Source organism: Bacillus sp. C28GYM-DRY-1 (assembly GCF_030519405.1).
Lineage (GTDB): Bacteria > Bacillota > Bacilli > Bacillales > Bacillaceae > Bacillus > Bacillus spizizenii_A.
On record NZ_JAUMKF010000011.1, the window covers coordinates 1 to 25,347 of the forward strand.

29 protein-coding genes are annotated in these 25,347 nt (G+C 43.9%); 1 reads left to right on the forward strand and 28 read right to left on the reverse strand.

The features are described 5' to 3' along the window. The 19 genes from Q3W56_RS12040 to Q3W56_RS12130 all read right to left on the reverse strand — a co-directional run. On the reverse strand, positions 1–306 hold a 306-nt coding region (locus Q3W56_RS12040), incomplete at its 3' end, for a transposase (protein ID WP_302895635.1). Between the two features lie 67 nt (positions 307–373). Then, positions 374–868: a YpoC family protein gene (locus Q3W56_RS12045; RefSeq protein WP_302895636.1), complete on the reverse strand. Its 495-nt coding sequence runs from the start codon at positions 866–868 to the stop codon at positions 374–376. Further along, positions 865–1,524: an endonuclease III gene (nth, locus tag Q3W56_RS12050; RefSeq protein WP_003225594.1), complete on the reverse strand. Its 660-nt coding sequence runs from the start codon at positions 1,522–1,524 to the stop codon at positions 865–867. Before nth ends, Q3W56_RS12045 begins: the two co-directional genes overlap by 4 nt. Before the next feature lie 18 nt (positions 1,525–1,542). Further along, positions 1,543–2,241 (reverse strand): DNA replication protein DnaD, encoded by a 699-nt coding sequence (gene dnaD / locus Q3W56_RS12055; protein ID WP_302895637.1) that lies wholly within the window; start codon positions 2,239–2,241, stop codon positions 1,543–1,545. 94 nt (positions 2,242–2,335) lie between these two features. Further along, on the reverse strand, positions 2,336–3,628 hold the full coding sequence (gene asnS / locus Q3W56_RS12060) for an asparagine--tRNA ligase (RefSeq protein WP_302895638.1): 1,293 nt from the start codon (positions 3,626–3,628) through the stop codon (positions 2,336–2,338). A 141-nt stretch (positions 3,629–3,769) separates the two neighbouring features. Further along, entirely contained in the window at positions 3,770–4,951 is a 1,182-nt protein-coding gene (aspB, locus tag Q3W56_RS12065) for an aspartate transaminase AspB (protein ID WP_302895639.1), read from the reverse strand. Positions 4,952–4,973: 22 nt separating this feature from the next. Beyond that, entirely contained in the window at positions 4,974–5,459 is a 486-nt protein-coding gene (tseB, locus tag Q3W56_RS12070) for a cell wall elongation/penicillin-binding protein regulator TseB (protein ID WP_302895640.1), read from the reverse strand. Between the two features lie 8 nt (positions 5,460–5,467). Beyond that, positions 5,468–5,638 carry a YpmA family protein gene (locus tag Q3W56_RS12075; RefSeq protein WP_003225588.1) on the reverse strand — a complete coding sequence of 57 codons (171 nt, stop codon included), beginning with the start codon at positions 5,636–5,638 and terminating at the stop codon, positions 5,468–5,470. Positions 5,639–5,779: 141 nt separating this feature from the next. Then, on the reverse strand, positions 5,780–8,575 hold the full coding sequence (gene dinG, locus Q3W56_RS12080) for an ATP-dependent DNA helicase DinG (RefSeq protein WP_302895641.1): 2,796 nt from the start codon (positions 8,573–8,575) through the stop codon (positions 5,780–5,782). 125 nt (positions 8,576–8,700) lie between these two features. Beyond that, positions 8,701–9,084, reverse strand: a complete 384-nt coding sequence (panD, locus tag Q3W56_RS12085; protein ID WP_019714754.1) for an aspartate 1-decarboxylase — start codon at positions 9,082–9,084, stop codon at positions 8,701–8,703. 1 nt (position 9,085) lies between these two features. Further along, positions 9,086–9,946, reverse strand: coding sequence for a pantoate--beta-alanine ligase (gene panC, locus Q3W56_RS12090; RefSeq protein WP_268400679.1), 861 nt, complete (start codon positions 9,944–9,946; stop codon positions 9,086–9,088). A 1-nt stretch (position 9,947) separates the two neighbouring features. Next, the gene (gene panB / locus Q3W56_RS12095) at positions 9,948–10,781 is read right to left on the reverse strand and encodes a 3-methyl-2-oxobutanoate hydroxymethyltransferase (protein ID WP_268400678.1); all 834 of its coding nucleotides are present in this window, start codon (positions 10,779–10,781) and stop codon (positions 9,948–9,950) included. Positions 10,782–11,024: 243 nt separating this feature from the next. Next, a complete protein-coding gene (locus tag Q3W56_RS12100; protein ID WP_268400677.1) occupies positions 11,025–12,002 on the reverse strand; it encodes a biotin--[acetyl-CoA-carboxylase] ligase in 978 nt (325 codons plus the stop codon). After that, the gene (locus Q3W56_RS12105) at positions 11,987–13,180 is read right to left on the reverse strand and encodes a CCA tRNA nucleotidyltransferase (RefSeq protein ID WP_302895642.1); all 1,194 of its coding nucleotides are present in this window, start codon (positions 13,178–13,180) and stop codon (positions 11,987–11,989) included. Before Q3W56_RS12105 ends, Q3W56_RS12100 begins: the two co-directional genes overlap by 16 nt. Positions 13,181–13,184: 4 nt before the next feature. Further along, positions 13,185–14,318: an N-acetyl-alpha-D-glucosaminyl L-malate synthase BshA gene (gene bshA, locus Q3W56_RS12110; RefSeq protein WP_302895644.1), complete on the reverse strand. Its 1,134-nt coding sequence runs from the start codon at positions 14,316–14,318 to the stop codon at positions 13,185–13,187. Beyond that, on the reverse strand, positions 14,315–15,025 hold the full coding sequence (bshB1, locus tag Q3W56_RS12115) for a bacillithiol biosynthesis deacetylase BshB1 (protein WP_302895645.1): 711 nt from the start codon (positions 15,023–15,025) through the stop codon (positions 14,315–14,317). The genes bshA and bshB1 overlap by 4 nt, the downstream gene beginning before the upstream one ends. Further along, positions 15,018–15,431: a methylglyoxal synthase gene (gene mgsA, locus Q3W56_RS12120; protein WP_302895646.1), complete on the reverse strand. Its 414-nt coding sequence runs from the start codon at positions 15,429–15,431 to the stop codon at positions 15,018–15,020. Before mgsA ends, bshB1 begins: the two co-directional genes overlap by 8 nt. 15 nt (positions 15,432–15,446) lie before the next feature. Further along, positions 15,447–16,250, reverse strand: coding sequence for a 4-hydroxy-tetrahydrodipicolinate reductase (gene dapB, locus Q3W56_RS12125; protein WP_019714762.1), 804 nt, complete (start codon positions 16,248–16,250; stop codon positions 15,447–15,449). 11 nt (positions 16,251–16,261) lie between these two features. Next, entirely contained in the window at positions 16,262–16,597 is a 336-nt protein-coding gene (locus Q3W56_RS12130; RefSeq protein WP_003225569.1) for a nucleotide pyrophosphohydrolase, read from the reverse strand. 139 nt (positions 16,598–16,736) lie between these two features. Here Q3W56_RS12130 and Q3W56_RS12135 point away from each other — a divergent pair, with 139 nt between their 5' ends. Continuing rightward, complete coding sequence (locus Q3W56_RS12135) at positions 16,737–17,609, forward strand: YitT family protein (RefSeq protein WP_302895647.1); 873 nt, start codon at positions 16,737–16,739, stop codon at positions 17,607–17,609. Positions 17,610–17,649: 40 nt separating this feature from the next. On the opposite strand, the gene ypjB is transcribed toward Q3W56_RS12135, so the two are convergent. The 9 genes from ypjB to aroA all read right to left on the reverse strand — a co-directional run bounded on the left by ypjB (position 17,650) and on the right by aroA (position 25,344). Further along, positions 17,650–18,444, reverse strand: a complete 795-nt coding sequence (gene ypjB / locus Q3W56_RS12140; RefSeq protein ID WP_302895648.1) for a sporulation protein YpjB — start codon at positions 18,442–18,444, stop codon at positions 17,650–17,652. Between the two features lie 68 nt (positions 18,445–18,512). Beyond that, positions 18,513–19,106, reverse strand: a complete 594-nt coding sequence (gene lhaT, locus Q3W56_RS12145; protein WP_019714765.1) for a lipoprotein heptaprenylglyceryl N-acetyltransferase LhaT — start codon at positions 19,104–19,106, stop codon at positions 18,513–18,515. Between the two features lie 117 nt (positions 19,107–19,223). After that, the gene (locus Q3W56_RS12150; protein ID WP_302895649.1) at positions 19,224–19,991 is read right to left on the reverse strand and encodes a menaquinol-cytochrome c reductase cytochrome b/c subunit; all 768 of its coding nucleotides are present in this window, start codon (positions 19,989–19,991) and stop codon (positions 19,224–19,226) included. 35 nt (positions 19,992–20,026) lie between these two features. Next, positions 20,027–20,701 carry a menaquinol-cytochrome c reductase cytochrome b subunit gene (qcrB, locus tag Q3W56_RS12155; protein ID WP_003225560.1) on the reverse strand — a complete coding sequence of 225 codons (675 nt, stop codon included), beginning with the start codon at positions 20,699–20,701 and terminating at the stop codon, positions 20,027–20,029. A gap of 1 nt (position 20,702) precedes the next feature. Further along, positions 20,703–21,206 carry a Rieske (2Fe-2S) protein gene (locus Q3W56_RS12160; RefSeq protein ID WP_003225556.1) on the reverse strand — a complete coding sequence of 168 codons (504 nt, stop codon included), beginning with the start codon at positions 21,204–21,206 and terminating at the stop codon, positions 20,703–20,705. 142 nt (positions 21,207–21,348) lie between these two features. Beyond that, positions 21,349–21,795: a YpiF family protein gene (locus tag Q3W56_RS12165; RefSeq protein WP_302895650.1), complete on the reverse strand. Its 447-nt coding sequence runs from the start codon at positions 21,793–21,795 to the stop codon at positions 21,349–21,351. Between the two features lie 55 nt (positions 21,796–21,850). Continuing rightward, positions 21,851–22,390: a ReoY family proteolytic degradation factor gene (locus tag Q3W56_RS12170; RefSeq protein ID WP_019714768.1), complete on the reverse strand. Its 540-nt coding sequence runs from the start codon at positions 22,388–22,390 to the stop codon at positions 21,851–21,853. 71 nt (positions 22,391–22,461) lie between these two features. Continuing rightward, positions 22,462–23,733: a tetratricopeptide repeat protein gene (locus Q3W56_RS12175; RefSeq protein WP_302895651.1), complete on the reverse strand. Its 1,272-nt coding sequence runs from the start codon at positions 23,731–23,733 to the stop codon at positions 22,462–22,464. A 345-nt stretch (positions 23,734–24,078) separates the two neighbouring features. Next, positions 24,079–25,344, reverse strand: coding sequence for a 3-phosphoshikimate 1-carboxyvinyltransferase (gene aroA, locus Q3W56_RS12180; RefSeq protein ID WP_302895652.1), 1,266 nt, complete (start codon positions 25,342–25,344; stop codon positions 24,079–24,081). Positions 25,345–25,347: the final 3 nt, after the last annotated feature.

Sequence of the window (25,347 nt, forward strand, 5' to 3'; positions counted from 1 at the left end):
TGTTTGTACTACGTGCTGCCAGTTCCAAAGCGTTGAGTCAGAAGGCAAATTAAATATCGCAGCTGTTTCTAAGATAGACGTCCCATGTTCATTCATATAGTCAAGTACGTCTAGTTTATATTGGACTGGATAATTTGTATATGACTTTAAGAACGCTTTTTCACCGTGATATTGATATTTTCTCACCCAATATTGGAGTACCCTTTTATGCACTCCAATATGATTTGCGATCCCAAGCAAACTCTCGTTGCCGTTTATATAGCGTAAGACCGCGTTGATTTTTTCTTCGTTTTTAAATTTAGCCAAAAGAAAAAGCACCTCCAAATTTTAGACTGTGTCTAAAATTTGGGGTGCACTTCACTATGGAGAGGTTTTATCGATTCATCGCATGGTATTTATAAAAATGCTTTTTCATTTCAGCAAATAGCTCATCAAGCTGAATAAAGCAATGGTATTGGGTCGGCTTTTGAAGAATAAATTCTACTCGTTCCGCCCAATTGATCGGCTTTGCAGGGAATGGTTTCTCCGTCAGTTCTGCCCAATCAAGCGATTTCACCCGCTCACCTGCTGTCCAATGAAGCGAAGCCAGCAAACACACAATGCCCCTCAGCATATCGTTTTGGTCGCATCTCGATTTTCGTGTTTGAAAGACTGGGAGGAGTAATTCTTTAATGTCATCCCACACATTAAATAAAAGCGGAACATACTTGCCACTGTCCTTCCACGGCAAAACGCCTTGAGATTCCGTGCAGAAATCAAAATACACAGGATTGTCCCGTAAGACTTCTTTCATATCCGAGGAGCTCAATTGGCCAAGACTGCGCAAGTATTGCTCATAGGAAGCCAACACTTCTTTCGCTTGCGTCATCGTTTCACCAGTCCTTTTTTATCTCTCTTCTGCCCTTCTCTGCAAAGAGATAGCAACGGGCACTCCGCACAGCGCGGTGACTGGGCCTTACAGTGATATCTGCCGAAGAAAATAAGCCGGTGATGCGTAACGGACCAGTCTTCTTTCGGAACCTTGCGCATCAATGTCTTTTCCACTTCCAGCACCGAGTCCTTCCAACGGCAGATTCCCAAACGCTTGCTGACTCTCTCCACATGGGTATCTACGGCGATGGCCGGCACGCCAAAGGCAACGGATACCACGACGTTGGCAGTCTTTCTTCCGACACCTGGCAGTTTGACAAGCTCATCACGGTCACGCGGCACTTCTCCGCCGTAATCTTCAATAATCATTTTGCTCAGTTTTTGAATGTTTTTCGCTTTATTACGATACAAACCGATTGATTTAATATCCTGCTGAAGCTCTTCCAGCGAAACAGCCAAATAGTCTTCCGGCCGTTTATATTTTTGAAATAATGTTTTGGTCACTCTGTTTACAAGTGCATCTGTACATTGCGCAGATAAAGCGACTGCCACCACTAATTCAAAAGGATTGGAATGAACCAGTTCACACTCTGCGTGGGGAAACATGTCGCCTATCTTGTCTAGACAGAATTCAATTTGTTTTAGATTTAACACGATTGTCACCTTTTCACTTTATTGTTCAAGCCAATTGTAAAAAGGAACCTGCCTTTTATACTCTTTTTGCGGTTCATTCTGTTTTGCTTGTACCTTCCGGAATTTTTGGCTGTGAATTTTAGCCTGCTCTACAGTTTTCAGCCCGTTTTTCTTCCACTCAAACAAAATCCGGTCAATGTAACGGAAGCTGAGTTTTCCTGAGAGTACAGCCTCTTTTAACGCGTGTTTAATCAGCTGTGCGTCGTGCTGATCTTGGTCCTGCCAAATGGCCAGTGTTTCACACTCCAAAGGTGATAAGGGTCTGGCGAACTCTTCCTCAAAAATGGTATAAAGGCTTTTTTGTTCCCCTTCTGCTTTTTTTTCCTGTGTTTGAGTCTGTGCAAGCTGTATATACTCGTACAGCTTGCCCCACAAAGGCTGAAGAGAGTACTTTTCAAATTTGATGCCGTTTTGGTCTTCGCATTCTTCAATAAACAGAAAACCTTTTTGGATGAACATCCGTAATCTGTTTGTGCATTCCTCAACAGAAATTGACATACCTTCCTGCAGCTGATTCGGTGTAGGAAAATAAGAGCCTTTTTCTAAATGCATTTTGATTTTTAACAGCAGGATAAGTTCTGTTTCATTAAGCCCGAGCTGTTTAAAATGCGTGAGCAGAAGATTAGGGATTGTTGACGTTCCCTGCTCCTGCATGTCAATAAATTGATGTTTTTTCATTGTCACACCTCTTACTGTAAAGGATCACGATTTCCCCTTTACTGTAAAAAGTCTCCCTTGCAGGAGACTCTTTTTCTTGTTTCATTTGAATGTATTACGGATACAGACGGTTTAATAGTCTTGGGAACGGAATGGTTTCACGAACGTGAGGCGCTCCGCTGATCCAAGCTACTGTCCGCTCTAATCCAAGGCCGAAGCCGGAATGAGGAACTGATCCATATTTTCTAAGTTCAGCATACCATTTATATGCGTCAGAATCCAGTCCATGTTCTTTAAGACGAGCTTCCAAAAGTTCCATATCGTGAATCCGTTCAGATCCGCCGATAATTTCTCCATAGCCTTCCGGCGCAATCAGATCGGCGCAAAGCACGACATCATCACGGTCAGAAGCAGGCTGCATATAAAACGGTTTTAAGGAAGTCGGGTAGCGGGTGATGAAAACAGGTTTGTCATAGTGTTCGGCTATCGCTGTTTCATGAGGCGCTCCGAAGTCATCTCCCCATTCGATATCATCAAAGCCTTTTTCTTTCAGAAAATCAATCGCTTCGTCATACGTGATTCTTGGGAACGGAGCTTTGATTTGCTCAAGTTTTGACGTGTCTCTTCCTAGTGTGTTTAATTCGATTTTGCAATTCTTAAGAACGGATTGCACGATGAATGAAACGTAATTTTCCTGTACTTGAAGGTTTTCTTCAAATTCTACAAACGCCATTTCCGGTTCGATCATCCAGAATTCGATCAAGTGGCGCTTTGTTTTGGACTTTTCCGCTCTGAATGTCGGTCCGAAGGAGAATACTTTTCCTAAAGCCATTGCCGCAGCTTCCATGTAAAGCTGACCGCTTTGAGACAGGTAAGCATCTTCATCAAAGTACTTTGTCGCAAAGAGCTCTGTTGTTCCTTCAGGCGCGCTTCCAGTCAGAATCGGAGGATCCACTTTTACGAAGCCTTCGTTATTAAAGAATTCATAAGTCGCGCGAATGATTTCATTACGGATTTTCATGATCGCATGCTGGCGTTTTGAACGCAGCCATAAATGTCTGTGATCCATCAAAAATTCCGTGCCGTGTTCTTTTGGCGTAATTGGGTAATCAGTCGCTTCGTGAATGACTTCAATACCTGTCACAGCTAGTTCATAACCAAGCGGGGAACGCTCGTCCTCTTTGATAATCCCTTTTATATAGAGTGACGTTTCCTGCGTCACTGATTTAGCTGTTTGGAAAATGCTTTCTTCCACTTCCGCTTTGACTACGACACCTTGAATAAATCCAGTACCGTCCCGCAGTTGTAAAAACGCGATTTTCCCGCTTGAACGCTTATTAGCGACCCAAGCTCCGATCATTACTTCCTCACCTACGTGCTTGTACACTTGGTTGATTGTTGTTTTCAACATATTTCCCTCCAAAACAAGAAAGACATTCGGAAGCCCAGTGCCCCGAACTCTATTATCATCACTTTATTATACCCGCTCTTAACTAACCGGGTCAATGCAGATAAAAAGCGGCTTTTCTCTCAGCCGCTTTTTAATCTGTTAGCTATGTTTTTCGACAAAACGCTTGATTCTTTCAACCGCTTTTTCAAGAAGCTCTAACGATGTTGCGTAAGACAGACGGACATTATCAGGAGAGCCAAAGCCAGATCCAGGAACAATCGCAACTTTTTCCTCCTCAAGAAGCGCTTTAACAAATTCATCAACATCTTTGAAACCGCAAGATTGGGCTGCTTCTTTTGCATTCGGGAACAAGTAAAAAGCACCTTCTGGCTTCACACAGCTGAACCCAGGGATTTCTACAAGCTGTGCATAGATTGTATTTAATCTATGTTCAAATGCTTCTCTCATTTCCTCCAATGGCTCAGAAGGCCCGTTATAGGCAGCAATCGCTCCGTACTGTGCGATTGATGTCGGATTTGACGTACTGTGGCTTGCAAGGTTCGTCATCGCTTTAATAATGTCTTCAGAACCAGCTGCATAACCGATTCTCCAGCCCGTCATGCTATGTGACTTCGACACGCCATTAATAATAATCGTCTGCTCTTTCAGACTGTCAGACAGCTGTGCAATGGAAACGTGTTTCTTTCCGCCGTATGTAAGTTTTTCATAAATTTCATCAGACACAATCAGGATGTCATGTTCAAGGCACACTTCACCAAGCGCTGCCAATTCTTCTTCCGTATACATGACACCAGTCGGGTTGCTTGGAGAGTTAATGACGATCGCTTTTGTTTTATCTGTGATCGTATTTTTCAGCTGTGCAGGAGAAATCTTGAAATGATTTTCCTCAAGGCCTTCTACATAAACAGGCTTTCCGCCAGCGAGTTTCACCTGCTCCGGATAGCTTACCCAGTAAGGCGTTGGAATAATGACTTCATCTCCTTCATCCAAAATCACTTGGAAAAGGGTATACAGAGCATGTTTGGCACCAGTGCAGACAATAATTTGAGACGGTTTGTATTCAATATTCTGGTCACGTTTAAATTTCTCTGCAATGCTGTTTTTCAGTTCAGCCAGACCACCTGAAGGCGTGTATTTCGTATGGCCTTCGTTCATTGAACGTACAGCGGCATCAATAATGTGCTGCGGTGTATTGAAGTCCGGTTCGCCTGCTCCTAAGCCGATGACATCATGGCCTGCCGCTTTCAGTTCTTTTGCTTTCGCAGTGATTGCCAGTGTGGTAGATGGTGTTAATGCGGATACTCTTTTTGCCAGTTTCAACTTGAACTCCCCCTAATTCGTCTTAAGGCGTGATATTTTTGAGAATCTTTCCAGTTGTAAAGTCCACATAACTTAAACTGTATTGACCTTCTTTGTCTAAGTACGTCACTTCCCAAAGCAGGACATTTCCTTCTCTTGCCGGGTGAACCTCTTTTTGCTTTGAAACCAGCCCTTCATCCTGTATGATTTTTGCCGCTTTGTCTTCCGAGATACCCTCTTTTGCTTCTTTTGAGAGAATTTTTGCTTTTTTATCAGCAGGAACCCAGACATATAATGTGGTGCCTTTTTTGTCCGTTCCCTTTACAACATAATATTTTTCTTTTCCGACAAATGTTTCGACTTGATCAACGTTGGCGAGATCGGTTTCTTTTTTAGCTTCAGCAGCTGCTGCTTCGTGCCCCTCTTCCTTTTGTGCCATGGCTGTTTTATAAATACTTGCCGAGACAAGAAGTACTGCTAAAAAAATAATACCAAAAATGGCGGTAAATATTAACGCTTTTTTTCTCATCTTCTCACCTACGTACGATAAATGGTAAAAACGGCTTGGTTTTTGTTTTCTTCATCCAGCGCAAGGCCGAACATCAGGTTGTCTCTTTTCAGTGTCCGATTCAGTGTGTCTACAATTTTATACAGGTCATCAGAATGCTCTACATTAATTGTTGAAAGTATTTCGATTTTGCTTTCCATATTTTCATCCTCCAGTTTGAACAAATATTGTTAGTCATACTCCATTCCAGGACACGCCATACTAGTATCACAGAGCGGCAAAACCGCTTTTAAATAAAACACCATCCTACTCCCACACCGGAAAGCCGCTTTATGCGGCTTTTATTCATTTTTCCTTGCAACGTAAGCCTTAAGCTCGCTGTCAGTCATTTCTGATACAGAGGTTGTCGGCAGGGCATCAAGAAACAGCCGGCCGTAACCAGCCGTTTTAATCCGTCTATCCAATATGACAATCGTCCCTTTGTCACCGGATGTCCGCAGCAAGCGGCCGATTCCTTGTCTGAAGGTCAGCACAGCTTCCGGAAGTGATACTGTTTGAAACGGATTCCGCCCTTTTTTGCGGGCAAGCTCACATTTGGCAGCATGAAGCGGATGGTCAGGGGACCGGAATGGAAGCCTCACGATCATTACCGTTGTCAGCTCATCTCCAGGGAAATCAACGCCTTCCCAAAAGTGATTCGTACCAAGCAGGATCGCCTGATTGGATGTTTTAAAAGTCTTCATCAGTTTCCCGGGACTTCCGCCTGTAATTCCTTGCGCCAAGAGCTGAATGCCGGAAGCGCTCATCACGTGCTTCAGTTCCTGATGAACCTTTTTCAGCATATCATGGGAAGTTAACAGCACAAGAATTTTAGGCTGTTTTTCCTTTGCCATCAGTTCGATATAACGGGCGGTATCCTGTATAAATTCAGCTTGCCCCGTATCTTGGATTGATTTCATTTCTTTTGGGATCATCACCCGCATGCGCTCATCGTAAGAAAAAGGCGACTCGATTCTCATTGTCCGCGGGAAAAAGTCACCCAGCCCCAGTCGTTCAATCATAAATTGAAAAGAATCTTCGACTGTAAGGGTTGCAGATGTAAGCACCACACTGTGTTTGCGCGCGAAAAACTGATCAGCCAAAAGTTCACCGGGTTCAAGCGGCTGTGCGTAAATGGCCACCGCATTTTTCGCTCCCTTTGCGTCTATTTCAATCCAAACTGCTTCATCATCTTCAGACTCAAAGAACAGCTTCTGCAAATTCTGACAGTACTGCTGCAGGCCTTTCATGCTTCTTTGATATTCATCTGCTAAAAAGACAGATTTGCTCTTCATACTCACCAGATGTTTTTCCATCAGGGCCGACTGTGCCTCGAAAAGCTGCTGTAAATGTGTCAGCATGGAACAAAGCCTCTCCGCTCCATCCGTTAAAATCGGCCAGCTTTTATCTTGGCTTTCTTTGTTCACCCTCAAAACTAGACGGTTTAAGTCTTCTTTAGGTTTTCTTCGTTTGACAAAAGAATGCACTGAGCTGAAGAAAGCATCACTTTCTGCTTGAATGTGCTGAATCCACTCTTCCAATTCGAAGAAGGAATCAACCGGCAGGCTGTTTCGCTGGAATAGCTGTCTCATCTTTTTTAGAAGTCCCTGCTCCTTCAAAGTGCCGATTCTGCTCAATTTAGTATGCAATTCTATGTACGTGGCTCTTTTTCCTAAATGTTCGCTTGCCGCACGTTCAAAATGATGTGCTTCATCGATAATAAATGTGCCGCTTTCAGGGAGCCTTTTTTTCTGGCTGCCTTCATCGGTCAGCAAAAGAGAATGGTTGGTGATCACCAAATCGGAATGGATAGCCATCTGTTTGGCACGCTCATAAAAGCCGGTCACATTCTCATTGCGACTTCTTTTATAGGATTCATCGTCATAAGCCAATCTGTCCCACAGCAATTTTCCGCCTGAAGGCAAATTCAGTTCAGCTACATCTCCTGTGTTAGTCTCTGTCAGCCAAACGAGGAGCTGTGCCTTTGTCAGTACGGCATCATAATTATCATCGTCTTCATGAAGCACCTGCTCGAATTTATACAAGCACAAATAATGCGATTGCCCTTTTAAAATCGCCGCTGTTACCGGAAATGGAAACAGATCTTGGACAATCGGCAAATCCTTTGAGAGAATCTGCTGCTGCAAAAGCGTTGAATACGTACTGATAATGACCGGCTTCTTTGATTTCTTGGCAAAAAGCGCAGCCGGAATAAGATAGCCAATCGTTTTTCCGATTCCAGGAGGAGCTTCAATCAGCGCATGCTCACGATTGGCAAACACTTCAGCTACTTCTTTCATCATCATCATTTGGCCTTCTCTTTTTTCATACCCAGGCATTAACTCTGACAGTGCTTTTTCATTTCCCGCTTCCCAATTTTCGATCTCAAATGAGAAGTTCCCTTCTTCATTGACACGTTCATCGACTGACTGGGGTTCTCTGACAGAAAAAGAGGAAAAGCGCGCAAAGCCCGGTATTTCGGTATGTCTGTTTTCATAAATGAACATATCCAACAAATGCGTCAGATCACTGATAAAATGCTGCGAAAGCCTTCTTAACTGCTTTAATGTCGGATAAGGAAGCTTCCGGAGCTTTTCAAGGATTTCCAAAAGAATAAGCCCTGTCACTTCAGCGTCGCTGTCCGCCCGATGCGGCTGATCATGCCGCAGTTGAAGCTCCTCGCTTAATTCGGTCAGCTTATATCCCTCAAATCCCGGAAAAACAATACGGGAGAGCTCGACAGTATCCAGCACTTCACAATCTGGGAGATGGAAGCCCGCCTTATGTAACTCATACTTGACAAATCCAAGGTCAAAATGGATATTGTGGGCGACAAAATAAGCGCCGTCAAGCAAATGGAACACTTTTTCAGCGACAGCCTCAAACGGCTGTTCATGCTCTACCATTTGATTAGAGATTCCAGTAAGCTGTTCAATAAAAGCAGGAATGGATTTATTTGGATTAATGTATTTTGAAAACCGCTCAGTAATTTGTCCATTTTCGATTACAACCGCTGCGATTTGTATGATTTTATCGCCTTTCTTCGGCGAATTCCCTGTTGTTTCCACATCTATTACAACGAACCGTTGCTTATTCATTAAAATGGACACCTCAATTCTTGCATACGACAAAAGTGTAACACGTTTTGTACAGAAATGGAGCGGAAAAACCGTTTCACTCCCAAAATCTTAAAAGAAAACCCCCGATAAAGGGGGCTTTTCTTCTACAAAATTGTACGAGCTGGTTCATTCCCCAGCATTTGTTCAATTTTGTTTTGATCATTCAAAACAGCCACTTTCGGCTCGTGGCTTGCCGCTTCTTGATCAGACATCATTTTGTAGGAAATAATAATGACCTTATCTCCTTCCTGTACAAGGCGTGCGGCTGCACCGTTTAAGCAGACGACGCCGCTTCCGCGTTTACCAGGAATAATATACGTTTCCAGACGTGCTCCATTATTATTATTCACAATTTGCACTTTTTCATTAGGAAGCATTCCCACCGCTTCAATGAGATCTTCATCAATTGTAATGCTTCCCACATAATTCAGATTTGCTTCCGTAACAGTTGCTCTATGAAGCTTGCCGCTCATCATTGTGCGATACATATTATATTCTCTCCATTTCTCGAATATCAATAATGATATTATCTATTAAACGCGCTTTTGAAAAAGCAACTGCAACAGCCAGAATGATCTTTCCTTCAATTTTGCTCACAGGCTCGAGTTCCGGATAGGAATAAAGCTCCACATAGTCAATGGTGCCGCTTGTCGTATCAATGATTTCTTTCGCAGCTTTTATCACAGCTTCAGGGTCTCTTTCGCCGGCTCTAATCAGCTCCGCACTTGTTTGAAGGGCCCGATACAGCTTAGGCGCTTCTTTTCTTTCTTCAGCTGTTAAATATACATTACGGGAGCTTTTGGCTAAGCCGTCTTCCTCTCTGACCGTATCGACAGCAACCAATTCAATATCCATGAAGAAATCGCTGATTAAGCCATCAACAACTGCTACCTGCTGTGCATCCTTTAAACCGAAATAAGCGCGGGTAGGCTGCACAAGATTGAACAGCTTCGTCAGTACAATTGCAACACCGTCAAAATGTCCTTCTCTTGAGCGTCCGCATAAAACGCCTGTGCGTCTTTTGACCTGAATCGCGACATTCTTTTTACCGGGATACATATCATGGGCATCAGGCGTAAAAAGAATATCGATTCCGGCGTTTTCTGCAAGAGCCGCATCCCGCTCGATATCGCGAGGATATGCCTCAAAATCTTCATTAGGACCAAACTGCGCAGGATTCACAAAAATACTCATAACGACGGCGTCATTTTCTTGTCTTGCTTTGTCTGCCAAGGTTAAATGTCCCTCATGCAGAAATCCCATCGTCGGAACAAATCCAATTGACTTCCCCTCTGACTGATATTGTCTTATGGCTTCTTTCAGCTGTGAAATATCTGTAATCTGTCTCATCTTATTTTCCTCCGTACAAGCCGTCCAGCACTGTCTGATTCATTTTAAAGGAATGCTTTTGTTCAGGGAAAGCACGATGTCTTACATCCTGGACATATCCGCTGATTGCTGTTTCAATTGTTTCGTCAATTCGCGTATATTGTTTTACAAATTTAGGTGTTCTCTCAACACCATGGCCGATAATATCATGATAAACGAGAACTTGCCCGTCTGCTTTCACACCAGCCCCGATCCCGATGACCGGTATGCTCAGCATCCCGGCAATTTTGGCTGTGAGTTCTGCAGGCACACATTCCAGCACAAGCATCATAGCTCCTGCTTCTTCGCATTTTATACTGTCTTCTATTAATTTTTTGGCGCTTTGTTCGTCTTTGCCCTGTACTTTATACCCGCCTAATACGCCGACTGACTGCGGTGTCAGGCCTAAGTGACTGACTACCGGAATGCCCCCAAGCGTCAATGCGCGAATGGATTCAAACACGCCTTCTCCGCCCTCAAGCTTCAGTGCGTCAGCTCCACTTTCCTGAACGATAGCCGCTGCATTTTTTAGCGTATCCTCCTTGGACAGGTGATAGGACATAAACGGCATGTCTGTCACAATAAAAGTATTCGGCGCGCCCCTTTTAACAGCTTTTGTATGATGGATCATGTCCGCAACTGTCACACCGACAGTTGAATCAAGGCCGAGGACGACCATTCCCAGTGAATCACCGACTAAAATCATGTCGACTCCCGCTTGTTCAGCAAGCTTAGCTGCCGGATAATCATAAGCGGTCAGCATCACAATCGGTTCTTCATTCTCCTTCATTTTAAGAAAATCTAGTTTTGTTTTCATGTTTTCTCCTCCTCATGTTTAGAGGAGATGAGCTGCCGTTTTTAATACAAGCCAAAAAACCTTCCGCTTAACGAGAAGGATTCTTCACTTTCTAAAGTTCGGCGAGTTTCATCCCTCTGTCCCAGTCCTTTTTTGGATCAAGGCAGACTGCTGCAATGTCTATCTATTTTTATAATAGGTGCAGTTCGCAGGCGATACTGCCCAATGGAAGTATACCAAAATCAACGGGCTTGTACCAACACATTAACCCAATTCAATATCGGCAGAATAGATTTTTTTAATGCCTTCCTGCGTTTCTAAAAGAAGAACGCCTTCATCATCTATACCTAACGCCTTCCCGTAAAAGGTTCCGTTTAACGTTCTGGCTCTCATATTAGTGCCGATTCCCAGCGCATAGCTTTCCCATAAAAGCTTAATCGGCGTAAAACCGTGTGTCATATAATCCCGGTACCGTTTTTCAAAGCAAAGTAAAATATGCTGGATGACGCCGGCCCGGTCAATTTTTTCTCCGGCGGCTTGGCTGAGGCTTGTCGCGATGTCCTTCAGTTCATCTGGAAAATCACCAGACTGCTGGTTTACGTTAATACCGATCCCGATGATAACTGACCGCACGCGGTCTTCCTCGGCCTGCATTTCGGTTAAGATCCCGACTGTTTTTTTTCCGTTAATCAAAATATCATTAGGCCATTTAATATCCGTTTGGATGCCTGCTGCCGCTTCTATTCCCTGCACAACAGCTACAGCAGCAAGTAATGTGAGCTGCGGTGTTTTTTGGAGCGGAATGTCAGGCCGCAAAATCAGGCTCATCCAAATGCCGTTTCCTTCTTGTGAATGCCAGACCCTAGACATTCGTCCCCTGCCAGCTGTTTGTTTGTCAGCCACCACAAGAGTGCCTTCCGGTGCATTATTATTCGCAAGCTCATGCGCCGTTTTTTGCGTGCTTGAAATAACGTCTTGATAGATAAGATGCTGGCCCATCACTTCCGTTTTCAATCCGAAGCGAATTTCACTTTCACTGAGTTTCCCGGGCTTTTTGATAAGCCGATATCCTTTTCTTCTAACGGCTTCTACTTCATAGCCCTCTTTCCGAAGCTCTTCTATATGCTTCCACACAGCTGTTCTCGAACACCCGAGGGCATCACTGATTTTTTGGCCGGAAATAAATTCACTTCCGGCCTGAGAAAATAATTCAATAAGGTCTTTTCTTAATGTTGACCGCATGTCTTCAGCCACTCCTCTATGTGTTTCTTTTGATTGGAGAGCTTTCCTGTCACAACAGCCTGCTCGATCTGCTGTAATTCCTCCGACACCCATTTACCGGCAGGCCGGTTACGAAGCGCAAGCAAATCCTTACCTGTGAAATCAAGATCCTTAAGGCTTTTGATCGGCAGGCTTTGATACGTGTTTTGAATGTCCTTTAGTTTTTCATCATCCAATTTTTTGTTTTGCCGAAGCTGCGATATTTTGGCCGCTGCAACAATTGATTTTTCCCCAGCTTTGTACATTGACATAGCGTCAAGGCTCTGGCCAAACGTATGGGCTATGTGAATCGCTTCCTTCATCACTTTTCCCGGGAGCTTCCATGCTTTCAGAAAAAGCGGCGCATCTTTCAAATCTATTTCAAGATCAATTAAAAGCGCACCCCAAAGCTCTTCACGGGATGTTAAAGAGTAAAACGGAAACTCACTCGCCACAAGCAGGTTCTCTCGTTGATGATAAAAACCAGGCAGTTCCTCATACAGCCCCGTATGAATGAGCGTTTGAAGCGCCTGGCGGGACGCTCTTCCCTGCAGTAGCTTCTCGAACTCTACTGTTTTTCGTTCGACTGAAACATGGGACAGCAGTGTTTTTTCCTTCGTGATCGCTTCCTCTGTATCCGGTGAAAGTGTGAAGCCAAGCTGGCTCATAAAGCGTACAGCTCTCAGCATACGAAGTGCATCCTCTTGAAATCTGTCCACAGGCTTTCCGACGGTTCGAATCAGTTTCTGATCAATATCTTTCTTGCCGCCGAAATAATCAAGCACCTTCCCATCCGCTGTCATGGCCATTGCATTAATCGTCAAATCTCTGCGTTTTAAATCCTCTTCCAATGACGTGATAAATTGCACGTCTGACGGTCTTCTATAATCTTCATATTCTGATTCAGTCCGGAATGTAGTGACTTCATATGTTTCATCTTCCCAGAGCACAATAATCGTCCCATGCTCTTTGCCTACATCAACCGTCCGCTGAAACAGCCTTTGTACTTGATCCGGTGCCGCATCAGTCGCAATATCGACATCTCCGATCGTTCGTTTCATATAGCTGTCACGAACTGCGCCTCCGACAAAATAAGCCTGGTGGCCTGCTTCGATTAAGGTGCGGAGCACGGGAAGTGCTTTGATAAAAACTTGTTCCATATTATCACTCCGGTTCTGCTAAATCGGCATAGATCTGTTCATATTGGCTGACAATTTTTTGTGAAGAAAACTCATTTTTGAGCATCTCCATTGCAGCCTCTGTAAAACGCTTGCTTAGCTGTTCATCTTCTAAAATACTCATGGCGCGGGCTGTTGCGGCTGCGACATCGCCGACATCCACCAGAAATCCGCTCACATTGTTCTTAATAACCTCCGGAATACCGCCAATGTTTGTTCCGATACAAGGCACTCCACAAGCCATCGCCTCAAGCAGGACAAGGCCGAAGCTTTCTTTTTCAGACAGCAGCAGCTTTAAATCGCTAATGGAATAAAGTTCCTCAACACGGTCTTGATTACCAAGCATTAAAACTTGGTTTTCCAATCCATATTTTCTGACAAGCTCACAGGCTGTTGATTTCTCTGGACCGTCTCCAACTAAAAGCAGCTTTGCTTTCGTTTTGCCCGCGATATTGCGGAACACACGGATGACGTCCTGCACACGTTTGACCTTTCTAAAGTTGGACACATGGATGACAACTTTTTCGTCTGGTAGAATACCATGTTTCTCTTTAATTGCCACAGTGTTTTTCTTCAGATACACGCGCTCGTCTATAAAGTTATAAATTGTTTCAATTTTTTTCTCCGGTTTAATTAAATCGTACGTTTCAGCTGCAAGCGCTGAGGAGACAGCTGTCACCCTGTCTGACGCCTCAATGGCAAAACGGATAAGATCTTTTAGAGACGGGTCATAGCCTAACACCGTGATATCCGTGCCATGCAAAGTTGTCACAATGCCGATTTGGCGTTTCAGCATCTGCTTCGCAAGATAGGCGCAAACCGCATGCGGGAGAGCGTAGTGAGCATGGATAATATCTAAATTTTCCCGTTCTGCCACCTCAGCGATTTTGCTTGCCAATGTCAAATCATACGGAGGATACTTGAAAACAGCGTATTGATTAACCTCAACTTCATGAAAATGAATATTGGGGTGATATGTATTTAGTCTAAACGGAATGCTTGACGTGATAAAATGGATTTCATGTCCCTTTTCAGCAAGCTGCTTCCCCAGTTCTGTCGCAATGATACCTGAGCCTCCGACGCTCGGATAGCATGTGATCCCTATTTTTAGTTTTTTCATTGTTCTCCCCCAAGCACATCATGATCGAGCATCAGCATCCGTTTGGAAAAGAAACCTTCGGCATACTCCACACCCGCTTCTTTACCGTAAAGCTTTTCTCTCGCTTCAACGATTTCGATATAGCCATTCGTCAGAGGAGTTGAAACTGAATCCTTTGACGGTATAAACTGGCTTTTGTAGGCATTGAGGCTTTGTTTTTTGGCCTCTATTGTATCCGAGATATCAATGACAAAATCAGGCTGGTGAAAGCCATTGATCATATAGTAGTAGACCTTGTTTACTTTATGCGCGGGAAGGCTTTTTTCGTCTTTAAATTTGTGAATTCCTGCGGAAAAGATCGCTTCTTCCACCAGTGCGGCTGCATTGCCGTGATCCGGATGGCGATCCTTTTTATACGGCATAAAAACTGCTTTAGGCCGGCAGGTTCTGATGACACTGACAATTGCCCGAATTGCCGAATCACTCTTTATCAGACCGCGGTCTGGAAGTGTCAGCTGAATTCTTTTTTCTGCACCTAACACACGTGCTGCTTCAGCTGCTTCTTCTTTACGTAAACTAACCGTTCCGTTTGAAGAGAGCTCCGCTTGAGTCAAATCGCATATCATTATTTTTTTTCCCTGTTTGACAAGCTTCGCAATTGTGCCGCCCATTCCGATCTCGACATCATCACTGTGGGCGCCAAACGCAAGAACGTCAGCATTATACATTCGGCTCTTCTCCCCGAAGAAGGTCGCGGAATTCGAAAACACCATCATCAAGTGTGCGGACCAAAATCTCCGCAGTACCCATATTTGTAGCGAGCGGAATGGAATACACATCACATAACCGGATTAATGCCGAGACATCCGGTTCATGCGGCTGCGCGGTCAGCGGGTCGCGCAAAAAGATGACAAGATCGAGTGCATTGGCCGCGATCAGTGCACCGATTTGCTGGTCCCCCCCTAAAGGGCCGGATTGAAAACGTTCAATTTGAAGACCTGTCGCCTCTTGAATTTTCAACCCTGTTGTGCCGGTAGCGTATAGATCATGTTGCCTCAAAATATCTCGATAGGCAGTTGTAAATTGAACCATATCCTGTTTTTTCTTGTCATGCGCGATCAAAGCTATTTTCATCATTTATCCCCCTGTCTAATCAATGATATTTTCTAATCCGTACACAAGCTGATCAATCTTCATGACTTGTTCGACTGACAGTTTAACACCTGACATGAAGGAAGCGCGGTTATAGGAATCGTGGCGGATCTGAAGCGTTTGGCCATCCATGCCGAACATGACTTCCTGATGTGCGATCAATCCCGGAAGACGGACACTGTGCAAGCGGATACCGTTTTGCTCCGCTCCTCTTGCTCCAGGGAGAATTTCTTTTTCATCCGGGTGTCCTTGCTGTTTTTCTTGACGGACTTCTGAAATCATTTCCGCTGTTTTCAGCGCCGTTCCGCTTGGTGCGTCAAGCTTCCGGTCATGGTGAAGCTCAATAATCTCAACATCCTCAAAGTAGTTGGCAGCCATTTTCGAAAATTTCATCATCAGCACCGCACCAAGCGCAAAGTTTGGAGCGATGATGGCTCCGATTCCCTTCTCTTCTGTTAAAGACGTAAGCTCTTTTAAATCAGCTTCTGAGAAACCAGTTGTTCCAACAACAGGACGAACGCCGTGCTCTAATGCAATTTTTGTATGTACTTTCCCGATTTCAGGCGTTGTTAAATCAATTAAGACATCCGGCTGTGTCTCCGTAAAGCATGTACGGATATCTGTGTAAATGAGAGCATCTGACTCAACAGACATCACATCAGATAATTTTTGCTGGTCGTATGTATGGTCTATGGCCCCGACAAGGTCAAAATGAGGTGTTCGTTCTGTCAATTTAACAGCTTCCTGCCCCATTCTTCCACGCGGACCTGCAATGACTACTCTAATTGTTTCGTTTGACATCCTGATCTCCTCTACTTTCCTTCTTCTTTTCTGGTCCAGCGATCTTTATCTCTAGTATTAAATTTATGCATGACTCGGTCGTGGGCTTCCTCTAAAGAGATATCAAGGGAGTTGGCTAAACAAACCAATACAAACAGCACATCGCCCATTTCCTCTTCCATGCTTTTATCATCCTCAGACGCTTTTTTTGGTTTTTCTCCATAGCGGTGATTCACTTCTCTGGCAAGCTCGCCAAGTTCTTCGGTCAGCCTCGCCATCATGGCAAGCGGGCTGAAATATCCTTCTTTAAATTGGCCGATGTAACGGTCTACTTCAGCCTGTATGTCTTTCATTGTTTTATCACTCACTAAACGAAACCTCCTATCATCCTCTTACATGTTAGCTAATTCAGATACGTTTGACAAATGTTTAAGCACGTTTGCTGTTTTCTTTTTCATCCACTATAATATAAACGCTATCTAATGGAAGGAAAAGGGGTTTTGTGTGATGCTTGGAGAAATTAGATTAAAAAACATATTTTTTATTTTAATCGGAGCGGCAATTTTTTCATTTGGCTTGGTTCACTTCAATATGCAGAACAATCTGGCTGAGGGCGGTTTTACAGGTATTACACTTTTGCTTTATGCCCTTTTTCACATCAGCCCCTCTATCTCGAACCTGGTTTTGAACATCCCGATCTTTTTTATCGGCTGGCGTTTACTTGGCAGAACAATGTTTGTTTATACCCTTGTCGGCACTGTAGCCTTGTCTTTGTTCCTCAGCATTTTTCAGCGATATGAAATACATATGCCCCTTCAGCACGACTTAGCGCTCGCTTCTTTATTTGCCGGCGTGTTTATCGGAGTCGGATTAGGCATTATTTTCAAGTTTGGCGGTACGACAGGCGGAGTTGATATCATCGCCCGTTTGATTAATAAGTATTTTGGGATTCCAATGGGCAGAACGATGTTTGCTTTCGATGCATGCGTCATCATTTTATCTTTGCTTACGTATCTCTCCTACAAAGAAGCAATGTATACCCTGGTGGCGGTATTTGTCGCTGCAAGATTAATTGATTTTATTCAGGAAGGCGGATACGCTGCTAAAGGGGCTACGATTATCTCTTCGAAAAACGATCTGATCCAGAAAAAGATTCTTGAAGAAATGGAACGAGGCGTCACCATTTTGAAAGGACAGGGTTCCTTTACAAAAGAAGATATAGACGTTCTTTATTGTGTCGTGCCGAAAAACGAATTGGTGATGCTGAAAAGTGTGATTAACTCAGTTGATCCTCATGCCTTTGTGGCGGTAAGCGATGTCCACGACGTGCTCGGAGAAGGATTTACGCTTGACGAAAATAAAAATCCGCTACCGCGCTGACATTTGATAGAAAAAAGGCGGCAACAGCCGCCCTCCATGCTTATTTAGGGTAGTCCCGTTTTTTCAGCTTGTTTTTCTCCGCTTTGTACTTTCTGTAGCCGACATAGGTCAGGGCTGTAATAATGATGCTGCCGGTTGTGATGATCACCCAGAGTAAAGACGGATCGGCATCATCCTCCTCCACCCTGTCAAAAACATTTTTCAGATCATGCTGAAGAAGAGAAAGCCGTTCAAGCTTTGTGCTCTCAGTCATTTGCTGAAATCCCTCTTGCTCAATGACGTCTATATGTTTGCCAACTGTTTCAAGCTGACCCTCTGATACATCGATTGTAAGACTAGGGTAAATCAAATCATATAGACTGATAAATTCATTCCATTTTTCATGAAAGCTCGTACTTTCATTCTTTTGGACATCCTGCTTCAGTTCAGCAAAGGCTTCCATTATCGGTCTTTCCAGTGAGCCCCAAAGCGGATTAGATCGATTGTCAACTGCGTCCATCAGCATTCTGAACTGCGCAGCGGCTCTGAGTTTTTGTGTATCTGAAGTATCAGCCTGCTTTAAACTCCGTACCATATCGTTATAGCCCAGTGTGATTTGACGGATTTGGGCTCCAGTTAGCATGGTGTCTTGCTTTTTTTTCTCAGCGGACTTTAATGCTTTTTCAAAATAAGCAAGGACTTGCAGTGCCTCTTCATATTTTGACTGGCGGGTCATTTGAAAGACCGTATCGGATAAATCGTTCAACTCTTCGAGACTTCCCCGCTCTGCAGCCTTGGCATTTCCATTATAAAAAATAAGAGCAATCAACAAACAGATCGTCAGCTTTCGTTTCATGCAGGTCCCTCCCACTCTCTCTCCTTACAGAATATGAAGAAAGGGACAAGGATAGACCAACATTGTCTTTACATCAGCTCAAGCTTTGTTTGCTTTTTCGAGACCACGAGAAAGTAAGCAAGCCCAATTGAAAAGATGCTCAGCCAAAATGTTCCGTACCCTATATCAGTCATATAATCAGAAAGCATAGAGTATTGCGGCATCATGTCAAACAAGTAATCAATAACATCGTTGTGCAGCGTCCAGACTGCAGCAACTGCAAGATGCCAAAAAGAAAAACGAAAGTACGGACTGTACAACACGCCTTGGACTGCCATGGCAAAGTGCGAGGCAATCAACATATAGCCCTCCCACGGCAAGTCACCTTCTACAGCCAGCACAAGAAAATTCATAGCGACCGCCCATAGACCATACTTTACGAGGGTGACTAGCGCAAGCGCCTCAAAGAGCGGAGCGTTCCGTTTCATGATAAAGGCGAGCAGCACAAACAGAAAGAAAAACGTTGCTGTCGGACTGTCCGGAACAAAAATCAGGAAACGGGCCGGTGTCTCCAGAAGCTGCGGCAAGTACCAATAGTATCCGTAAACCGTTCCCAGAAAATTGATGGCTAAGACAAGAATAAGCATCGGCCGCCGTCCTAATACATATTGAAACCATTTCACATCAAATCAACTCTCAGTCTGTAAAAATAATATGTCCATATAAAAAAGCTGACGCCGGGTCAGCTTTTGATAATAAAAGTATATCCTTCCATTTCACAATTCACAATTCAGAACACGTTATTTTGCGGTTGTTTCAGAAATAAATTTCGCAAGTTCTTCGAGCTGCTTATCATTCCCTTTGAATACGCCCGCCGGCATTTCGCCTTTCCCTTCAACAGCAATTTTTTTGATTTCATCCGGCTTCAGCCCGCTGTCAACCAACGAAGGCCCGGCTGCCCCTCCTTGAAGGTTATCCCCATGGCAAGAAATACAGCCCTGCTCCTTAAAAATCTTATATCCTTCTGCATTGGTGTCAATGTCGGCTTCTTTTGTGATTTTCCCTTGTTCTTCTGCCTTGGCCCAGTCGTGAGTCGCAACTGACTGCCACGTCAAAAATACAGCAGCGGAAATCGCCAAAAGCATCATACCGACAGCAACAGGACGCTTCCATGGCCTTCTCTCTATTCCTCTGTCAAGGAATGGCGCCAAAAGCAGGGCGCCAAAAGCGAGTCCCGGCATAATTATGGCGCCGACCACTGTAAAGCTTCCGGCGGCGTATTCATACTTCAACAGCTGGTATAAGAAAAGAAAATACCAATCCGGCAGCGGAATATAACCTGTATCAGTCGGGTCTGCCATCCGCTCCAACGGCGGCTGATGCACAATCGTCAAAACAAGAAAACCGATCAGAAAGACAGCTCCAACCATCCATTCCTTCAACAAGAAATTCGGCCAGAAAGCCTCTGTTTTACCGGGATACTCCGAATAATCCTTCGGTATATTCGGCTTTTTTTCAGCCGGTATCCTTGAGTCGCCTACAAATTTCATCCCTTTGCCCCGGTGCATGTCATCCCCTCCCTTTTATTCGCAGATCAAGAGTTTTAAAGCGGTCCTGAAATCCCCTGCTTCCGGATCATAATAAAATGTGCAGCCATCAGCCCGAACAATGCGGCAGGAAGAAAGAATACATGGATCGCAAAAAACCTAGTCAGCGTTTGGGCGCCTACAATATCAGGGTGCCCCGCAAGGAGTGTTTTGACTTGCGTCCCGATCAAAGGCGTGGCTTCAGCGATCTGCAGCCCGACTTTTGTTGCAAACAGAGCCTTCATGTCCCAAGGAAGCAAGTAGCCTGTAAAGCCAAGCCCGAGCATGACAAAAAAGATCAGAACACCGACAATCCAGTTCAGCTCGCGCGGCTTTTTATACGCCCCCTGGAAAAAGACCCTTAGCGTATGTAAAAACATCATTACAATGACCAGGCTCGCACCCCAATGGTGCATTCCCCTAACAATTTGGCCAAATGCCACTTCATTTTGCAAATAATATACCGATTCCCAGGCATTTTTGATATCAGGCACATAGTACATCGTTAAAAACATTCCAGATAACACTTGGATAACGGTTACAAAAAACGTCAGTCCCCCAAAGCAATACACGAACGCAGAGAAATGATGGGCGGGATTAACATGTTCCGGCACTTCGTGATCGGCAATATCCCTCCACATCGGTGTAATATCAAGCCGCTCATCTACCCAGTCATAAATTTTGTTCAGCATGTCACCCTTCCCCCTTAGGCTTAGCTTTTCCAAGATACAGGAAGCCGTCTTTTACTTCTTGCTCATAATGATCAAGAGGCGAAAGCGGCGGCGTGCCCGGGACATTGGTGCCGTCCTTTTCATAGAGTCCGTAATGGCATGGACAAAAGAATTTATTCGGATTTTTAGGATCGCTATTCCAGTTCACCGTACACCCTAAATGCTTACAAATTGGCGAAAGCGCTACAATTTCATCCCCGCTTTTGAAGACCCAGGCTGATCTTGACTCTTCTGACTCATACCAGGCATCGACTTGGTTAATTTTGAAATCAAAACGCTGCGGCTCTTTTGTCAGCTCATCTACGCTGACAACCTGAACCATGTCCTGCTTCCCTGTCGATTTTAATACCGGGTCGAGTGCAAAGCGAACCATAGGCATGAGCATACTAGCCGCCATAAAACCCCCTACGCCTGTGAGCGTATAATTCAAAAATTGACGTCTGGATATATCATGTTTTCCGCCCATAACTTCTCCCCCCTCTAGGTCACCCCTGCAAACTGACTAATATAGAAAATATTGCAATAACTCTAGACACCCTCATAATATATGAATCTCTCAGCAAGGTCAATATAGCCAAAATATTGTTTATAAGGAAATGTAAGTGTTTTTATTGGGTGCTCCACAACTGTAACAAAACGTTCAAAATTTCAGCAGTACGTTCATCTAACATTTTTCTTTTTAAGGAGTCATTTAAATGCTCTAACGGAACAGAAGGTGTAATAATGATTTTGCCTAACACTTCCTCACTTTTCCAATTTTCGTCAGACGTGAGCAGCACAACATGCGGAAATTCTGAGATAAGCTCTTCCCGCAAATCCTTAAGTCCTTGAACCGTTATTTCATTTCTATCAACATATGTATATGGGGGCAGTAAATATACCCGTCCCTTTAACTGCCTTTCCAGTTCTTCCGACAGAAGCTGCGTAAATTCTCCTTTCTCCGCCGCCATTTTGAAATGGCCCCCTACCTTTATGTTAATTAATGGAATGACAGCGGTATCAATGTAATCCTTAGCTTGCAGATACTCCTTGGCATCAGTCATTCTCCACCTCATCGTTGGTCCCCCTTTACAACAACAAGCCTTGCAATACAATGCAAGGCTGGTCAAATTATGTGAGCTGTTTCAATTGGCGCGATAATTGTTCAAATGCTTCTTTATCATGACGATCTAGTGCATCGTCAATGTCTTTTAATAATTTCTCTCTTTGGAATGTGGAAATAGCGTGCTCCAAAATTTGTTCAGCCAACCCCTGATCTTTTTTGTTCTCAAACAGATCCTTCGGAATATGAGGGTTGGATTCCAATACTGCAGCATACTCAGGTGAGCTGTAAGCTGAACGGAAATTAAGCTGGATAAACAAATCCTGCTGTTTATTTAATCTAATATCATGAAAAGATTTTTCCGCGTCGGTTGTCATGACATTCTCTTTATAGAACCGAAACGGAACTTCTTCAACACAATGTGTTGACATGATAATGCCTCTCGGGCAAAATTCTGCCTGCTCTACAAAATGAACCTTTTCCATGAGAGAATCATGGCTCATTAAGTAGTTCAAGATCCAAACGCACTCTCGGCGCTTTAACTGATAATGGTTTAAAAACCAACGGATAAAGTCTTTTTTCTCATTGACAGAAACAGGGGTCTGCATGTAATTCCCTCCTCTATCGCTCGTATAATCTATATACTTATATGTTCCACATGAATGGTGAACATTCCTGCTTATCTAGAAAATTCATCCTCGATTCGCAAAATCGTTTCTTCCAGCTCTTCATTGGCCCCGTCAATTTCAAGAACCTTTTTCAAAAGCGGCAACGCTTCTTTTTGCAGGCCTTCTTCTAATAGGAAGCTTGCGTATTCGTATAAGAAATCTCTGTCCTCCCGGTAGTGAAGAAAGGCAGCCTCAAAGGATTGTTTTGCTTTCTCGTACTGCTCTAATTCGGTATATGCGCTTGCAAGGTACCAATTGTATTTCGGATCTTCTTCCCCATAGCCGCGCACCTCTTGAATAAGATCAATGATCTGTTCATAATCCTCTTCTTTATGATATACGGCAAGAAGTGTATGAAGTGCCTCGACGAAGCCCGGATCAAGTGCAAGCGCCTCCTGAAGCAGCTGTTTCCCATCTTCTGACTTCCCGATTTTTAAAGCCATTTTTGCGGCATAGAGGAAAAGCTCTTTGTTGTATTCATCATATCTGATACCCTCTTTTGCCGTTTTTAATGCCTCTTCATACATCCCTTCAGCTTCATAGCTTTTCGAAAGCGGCATATAAAGTGAAGAATAAGATGGATCAAGCTCTTTTAAATCAGACAGCTGCTTAATAGCTGTTTTAACAAACCCCGCCTGCAAGGCTGTAAACCCATAGCCGAAAATCGTATTTGGATCAGGATTCTCATCAACAGCTTTCTCGTACCACGGAATGGCATCCTCAAATTCACCTGAGGCACTTAACGATTCGGCCAGTCTTTGATGGACATTAACGCCTCCGATCTCACTCTGCTCCTCAGCCGTTGTTTTAAAATATTGAACCGCTTTTGCATAAGCTCCCTGAGTAAAGTAAAGTTCACCCAGTGCAAAATCAATAATGGGTTCATTGTCCAGAATGGACTTAGCCTGTAAAAGCTTTTGTTCACTGACTTCGAATAACCCCTGCATCTGGTAAAGATCCGCCATAAGCAGCAAGCTTTCCGGATATGATGGATCTGTTTCCGGAATGGTTTCCAGCACAGCGAGGGCTTTTTCTTCTTCGTCAATATCTATTAAAAGTTCAGCGTAAAAATTCGTCAGTTCTGTTTCATTTGGATATAAATCATGTAAATCACTGATCAGTGAAATCGCTTTTTCTACATTGCCCCACTCGTAATAAAGCTGGGCTGCAATGGCTTTGTCTCCATCATGGAGCTCGTTTTCAGCTTTCGAGAGAGTGTTGAGGCCTTTTTCTGTTTCACCTGCTTCAACTAATTTTATGGCTTCTTGAATCAATGTATTCAAATCGGACCGGTCCTTTCTTTTCCTATAGAACATCAACCATACAAAAAAGCTTTATTGTTCGGGTTAATCTTATCATAATTCAGTCGAAAGCCCCCGGCAAATAAGATGCTTGCTGTACGGCAGGGAATTATTAAGTCTTATTAGTTTACCAAAAGTTTTTGAGATAGAAAATGAAAAAAGGAAGATCGCCCTCTGTACAGTAAAGCAGCCCTCTGACCTGCCGTTTTGTATAAAGCGCATCCCCCCTCTTCGTTTTTTCTTTTCTCTCTATAAGACAAGCTATGTTTTTTTGCCTCGGATTATGACTCACAGACAATTTGCACAAAAAATCCTGAAGGAAAATCTTCAGGATTTGTTTGAAAGCTTATTTAAATGCTCGAAAAAGGTTGGATAAGAAACGTGAATGGCATCTGTCTGCTCAATTTCAATTGGCTCTTCAGTTATACAAGAAGCGATACCAAGCATCATTCCGATTCGATGATCTCCATGGCTGGACACTGTTGCGCCGCCTTTCAGTGTTTGCTTGCCATAAACCTTCATTCCATCTGCTGTCGGTTCAATCTCAGCACCTAGCTTACGAAGCTCAGAAACCACGGTGTCAATGCGGTTTGTTTCTTTTACTTTAAGCTCTGCCGCGTCCTTTATAACGGTAGTTCCTTCCGCCTGGGTCGCAAGAAGCGCAATGATAGGTATTTCATCAATTAAACGCGGAATGATATCCCCACCGATTTCAACCGCTTTTAGAGATGACGTTTCTATGACCAAATCACCATAAGGCTCTGCACTGCTGTCAGCAGATGGTATGATTTCAAGTTTTGCCCCCATGTTTTGAAGGACATCAATGATACCTGTCCGAGTCGGATTTAAACCTACGTTTTTTAATACAATCTTGCTGTTTGGAACCATTGCACCCGCAACAAGGAAAAACGCCGCTGAAGAAATGTCTCCAGGAACAAAAATATCAGCAGCTGTCAACTTCTGGCCACCTGTAATGGAAACGCTCGTTTGATCTTCAGAAAGCATCCGCTCAGTATGGTCCCGAGATTTATGAGGCTCTGTGACGGTAGTTGTGCCCTCAGCCTGTAATCCAGCCAGCAAAACAGCAGATTTAATTTGTGCGCTTGCAACAGGTGATACATAATCAATGCCTTTTAATGAAGCGCCGCTCACTGACAGCGGTGTAAATTCTCCGCCGGCTCTGCCGTCGATTTTAGCCCCCATTTGCTTCAAAGGCTCTGTTACACGTTTCATTGGGCGCTTCGCAATGCTCTCATCTCCGGCTACCGCGCTGTAAAAAGGACGGCCCGCCAAAATACCGAGCATAAGACGGATCGTTGTGCCTGAATTACCGACATCTAAAAGGCTTTCTGGCTCACTCAAGGAATCGATTCCTTTTCCGTGAATCACTACATCGCTGCCGTTTTGCTCAATTTGAACACCCATTTTTCTAAAGCAATCAATCGTGCTCAAACAATCCGCTCCCGGCAGAAAGTTTTTCACAGTTGTTGTGCCCTTCGCCAGCGCACCAAACATGACGGAACGGTGAGAAATGGATTTATCACCAGGAATATGTATTTCTCCGTTTAAGGCCTGCACCTTTTCTCTTTTCATTAT